The sequence below is a fragment of the Acidocella sp. genome (assembly GCF_013044125.1).
In the GTDB taxonomy this organism is placed as follows: Bacteria; Pseudomonadota; Alphaproteobacteria; order Acetobacterales; family Acetobacteraceae; genus Acidocella.
Map to the genome: position 1 here is coordinate 1 of NZ_JABEVC010000075.1, position 3,490 is coordinate 3,490.

General features: G+C 64.2%; 4 protein-coding genes. 3 read left to right on the forward strand and 1 reads right to left on the reverse strand.

The genetic code is table 11. The annotated features are described in order from the left end of the window. Positions 1-318 (forward strand): TOBE domain-containing protein (locus tag HKL97_RS04645; RefSeq protein ID WP_291422937.1); only part of this gene is annotated, 318 nt, incomplete at its 5' end. Here the strand turns inward: HKL97_RS04645 and HKL97_RS04650 are convergent. Further along, on the reverse strand, positions 315-950 hold the full coding sequence (locus HKL97_RS04650) for a 2OG-Fe(II) oxygenase (RefSeq protein WP_291422939.1): 636 nt from the start codon (positions 948-950) through the stop codon (positions 315-317). The genes HKL97_RS04645 and HKL97_RS04650 overlap by 4 nt on opposite strands. 174 nt (positions 951-1,124) lie before the next feature. Between HKL97_RS04650 and zapE the strand changes: the two genes are divergently transcribed. Together zapE and sucC are read left to right on the forward strand one after the other, a co-directional pair. Next, positions 1,125-2,273: a cell division protein ZapE gene (zapE, locus tag HKL97_RS04655; protein WP_291422941.1), complete on the forward strand. Its 1,149-nt coding sequence runs from the start codon at positions 1,125-1,127 to the stop codon at positions 2,271-2,273. 146 nt (positions 2,274-2,419) lie between these two features. After that, the coding region (gene sucC, locus HKL97_RS04660; RefSeq protein WP_291422943.1) for an ADP-forming succinate--CoA ligase subunit beta at positions 2,420-3,490 on the forward strand (1,071 nt) is incomplete at its 3' end.

Genomic DNA, 3,490 nt, shown 5'->3' on the forward strand with positions numbered 1-3,490 from the left:
ATCCAGCAGGGGCTCACGCGCGAGGTTTTCAACAACCCCGGCTCGGCGGCGGCGGCGCAACTGCTGGGGTTTGAGAATGTCTGGGAGGCGGAGGGCGCCAGCTACGCCATCCGCGCCGCGGACATCGCGCTGGCCGAAACGGGAATGCCGGCAACGGTTTTATCCGCGCGCGGGCATGGCGCCGGGCTGCGGCTGGAATGCGCCGGGCCGGCGGCGCGGTTTGTGGTACACCTGGAGGCAGGCGGGAGAGAGCGGTTTGCGCCAGGGGCGGAGGTTTTTCTGCAGCCTGACCCCTTAAAGCTGAAGCGTCTGGGTTAAGCCGCGCGGGTGAGGCGCTTGATGAACGCCGAGAGATGGTGGCGGCGCATCTCGGCCTTCGCCTTGGCGCTGGTGGTCATGTAGTTCATCTGCACCACATAGCGCTGGCCGATAAATTGTTTGTGACCATGAAAGGCGGTGGGGCTGTTGGGGAAAACCAGCAGGGTGCCGTCGACCGGGGGAATTTCGGCGGCGTAGTTTTCCAGATCCGTGCCGTTGCGCAGCAGGCGCAGGCAGCCTTCCTGGCGGGACCAGGCCGCGCCGCTGGCGGGGTTGAGATAGAGCAGGATGGTGACGCGCTTGGCTGTGGAATCGGTGTGAATCTGGCCGTCCTGCGCGCCGGAATTGCCGCGCAGGGTGGTCATCAACGGGGCGCCCTTAAGGTCCAGCCCGAATTTCCCGGCGATGATGGCGCGGAACTCTTCACCCTCCAGCCCCGCGATGGCGGCGCGGGCGGCCGGCCCCAGCTTCAGCGCGCCGATGGGGAAGCTGCCGCGCCCCTTCATCGGCGGCAGGGCCGCGAACACGGCGGGCAGCGCCTGCGGCTTCACGAAACGCGGCAGCACGATGTGGGGAAACGGGCTGGCGGCGACCGGCGCCGCGCGCAAACCCTCGAAATCGAGAACATCCATGAGCAAATGCGTATTCAAGCCGGGGCCGCGCGTCAATGTGCACCGGGCGCGTGAGGCGCGCGACAAATTATTGCGCACGGCGCCACTGGATTATTGCCTAGCCCCACGCGCAATGCACCTAAGCTTTATGGTTGTTGCGCCGCACAAGCCCCGGGAGTATCGGGGGTGCCCAGTATGTCCAGCGCCTCCCACTCCGCTCCCGGCGTCATCCCCGCGTACCGCGCCCGCGTTGCCGCAGGGATGATCGTCTCCGACCCCGCGCAGGCCAGCGCGGCCGAGCGGCTGCAGGATTTATGGGCGAAGCTGCGCGGCTATAACCCCTACCCGAAAAAACCACCCAACGGCTGGGTGGGCCGGTTGCTCCACCGCAAGCAGGTGGATGAGGTGGAGGACCACCCCAACGGGCTGTATATCGTGGGCGAGGTCGGGCGCGGCAAATCCATGCTGATGGACCTGTTCTTCGAGGCGGCCGACGTGCCGCGCAAGAAACGTATCCATTTCCACGAATTCATGCAGGACGCGCACCGGCGCTTCCATGCCATCAAGCGCGACAATCCCAACATCGCCGACCCGATCCCCGCCCTGGCCGATGAGATCGCCGAGGAAGCCGCCCTGCTCTGCTTTGACGAGTTCCAGGTGCATGACATTGTGGACGCGATGATCCTGGGCCGGCTGTTCGAGGCGCTGTTCGCCCGGCTGGTGGTTGTCGTCGCCACCTCCAACACGCTCCCGGATGACTTATATAAGGGCAAGCCGGGGCGCGATGCGTTTTTGCCGTTCATCGCGCTGATCAAGAAAAAGCTGGATGTGCTGGTGCTGGACGCCGAGCGCGACTACCGGCGCGAGCGGTTGCATGGGCTGGCATGCTGGTATGTGCCCGCCAATACAAAGGCCGACGCGGCGCTAGACCGGATTTTTAGCGAAATCACCGCCGGGGCGGTGCCGAAGGCGGAGAGTATCGCGGTGACCGGACGCACCCTAGCCGTACCGCTGGCCGGGGCGCAGACGGCGCGGTTCGACTTCCATGCGCTTTGCGGCGTGCCGCTCGGGCCGGGCGATTATCTGGCCCTGGCGACGCATTATCACAACATACTGATTGACGGGATTCCACGTCTTTCGCCGGATAATTTCGACGAGGCGCGCCGGTTCGTGACGCTGATCGACGCGCTTTATGAACACCGGGTGAAACTCTACGCCACCGCCGCCGCGCGGCCCGATGATTTGTACCGCTCCGGCGAAGGCGCTGCGATATTTGAGCGCACCGCCTCCCGCCTGGAGGAAATGCAGAGCGAGGAATATCTGAAACTGCCACATCTGACTTGACCAACGGGGAGATGCCGCCGGGCTTTCCCCCTCGCGATCGTGAATTTCCCGCAGCGCAGCAATGCTTCTTGCCGGGGGCTGATGATTGGAGTAGCACCCCCGGCGACGCCTTTTTAACTCCAGAAAACAGGGTAGGCCGACTTCAAATGAATATACATGAATATCAGGGCAAGGAACTGCTGAAAGCCTATGGCGTCGCAGTGTTGGGCGGGCATGTCGCCTGGACGCCGGAAGAAGCCGTGGAAGCCGCGAAAAAGCTTCCCGGGCCGGTGTATGTGGTAAAATCCCAGATCCATGCCGGTGGGCGCGGGGCTGGCAAGTTCAAGGATGACCCCAACGGCAAGGGCGGTGTGCGCTTGGCCAAATCGCTCGACGAAGTGCGCGAAGCCGCCGCCGCGATGATCGGCCACACGCTGATCACCAAGCAGACCGGCCCGGCCGGCCGCTTGGTGCGCCGCGTTTATGTGGAAGCCGGTTGCGATATCAAGCGTGAGCTGTATCTCTCCCTGCTGATCGACCGTTCGGTCTCCGAGATCGTGATCATCGCCTCCACTGAGGGTGGCATGGAGATCGAGGAAGTGGCCGAGCACCACCCCGAGAAGATTCTGCGCGCCCCGGTTGACCCGGCTGCCGGGATTTCCGGTTTCCACGCCCGCAAGCTGGCCTTCGGCCTCGGCCTGGAAGGCAAGCAGGTCGGCACGTTCACCAAGTTCGTGAGCGCGATCTATGAGGCGTTCGTCGCCCTGGATGCGGCGATCATGGAAATCAACCCGCTGGTGGTGACCGGCGCCGGCGAAATCATCGCGCTGGATGCCAAGGTGAGCTTCGACGACAACGCGCTCTACCGCCATCCCGAGATTGAGAAGCTGCGCGACGAATCCGAGGAAGACCCCAAGGAGCTCGAAGCCAACAAGCACAGCCTCTCTTATGTGGCGCTGGACGGAAACATCGGCTGCATGGTGAACGGCGCCGGGCTGGCGATGGCGACCATGGACATCATCAAGCTCTACGGTGCGGAGCCGGCGAACTTTTTGGACGTCGGCGGCGGCGCGACCAAGGAGCGCGTGACGGCGGCGTTCAAGATCATTCTCTCGGACCCGAACGTGGAGGGCATTCTGGTCAACATCTTCGGCGGCATCATGCGCTGCGATGTGATCGCCGAGGGCGTGATCGCCGCCGCGCGGGAGGTTTCGCTCTCCGTGCCGCTGGTGGTGCGC

Excerpts from the sequence above, each read along its gene's own strand:
- zapE (WP_291422941.1), top strand. The coding sequence starts at position 1,125 with ATGTCCAGCGCCTCCCACTCCGCTCCCGGCGTCATCCCCGCGTACCGC.
- HKL97_RS04650 (WP_291422939.1), bottom strand. The coding sequence starts at position 950 with ATGGATGTTCTCGATTTCGAGGGTTTGCGCGCGGCGCCGGTCGCCGCC.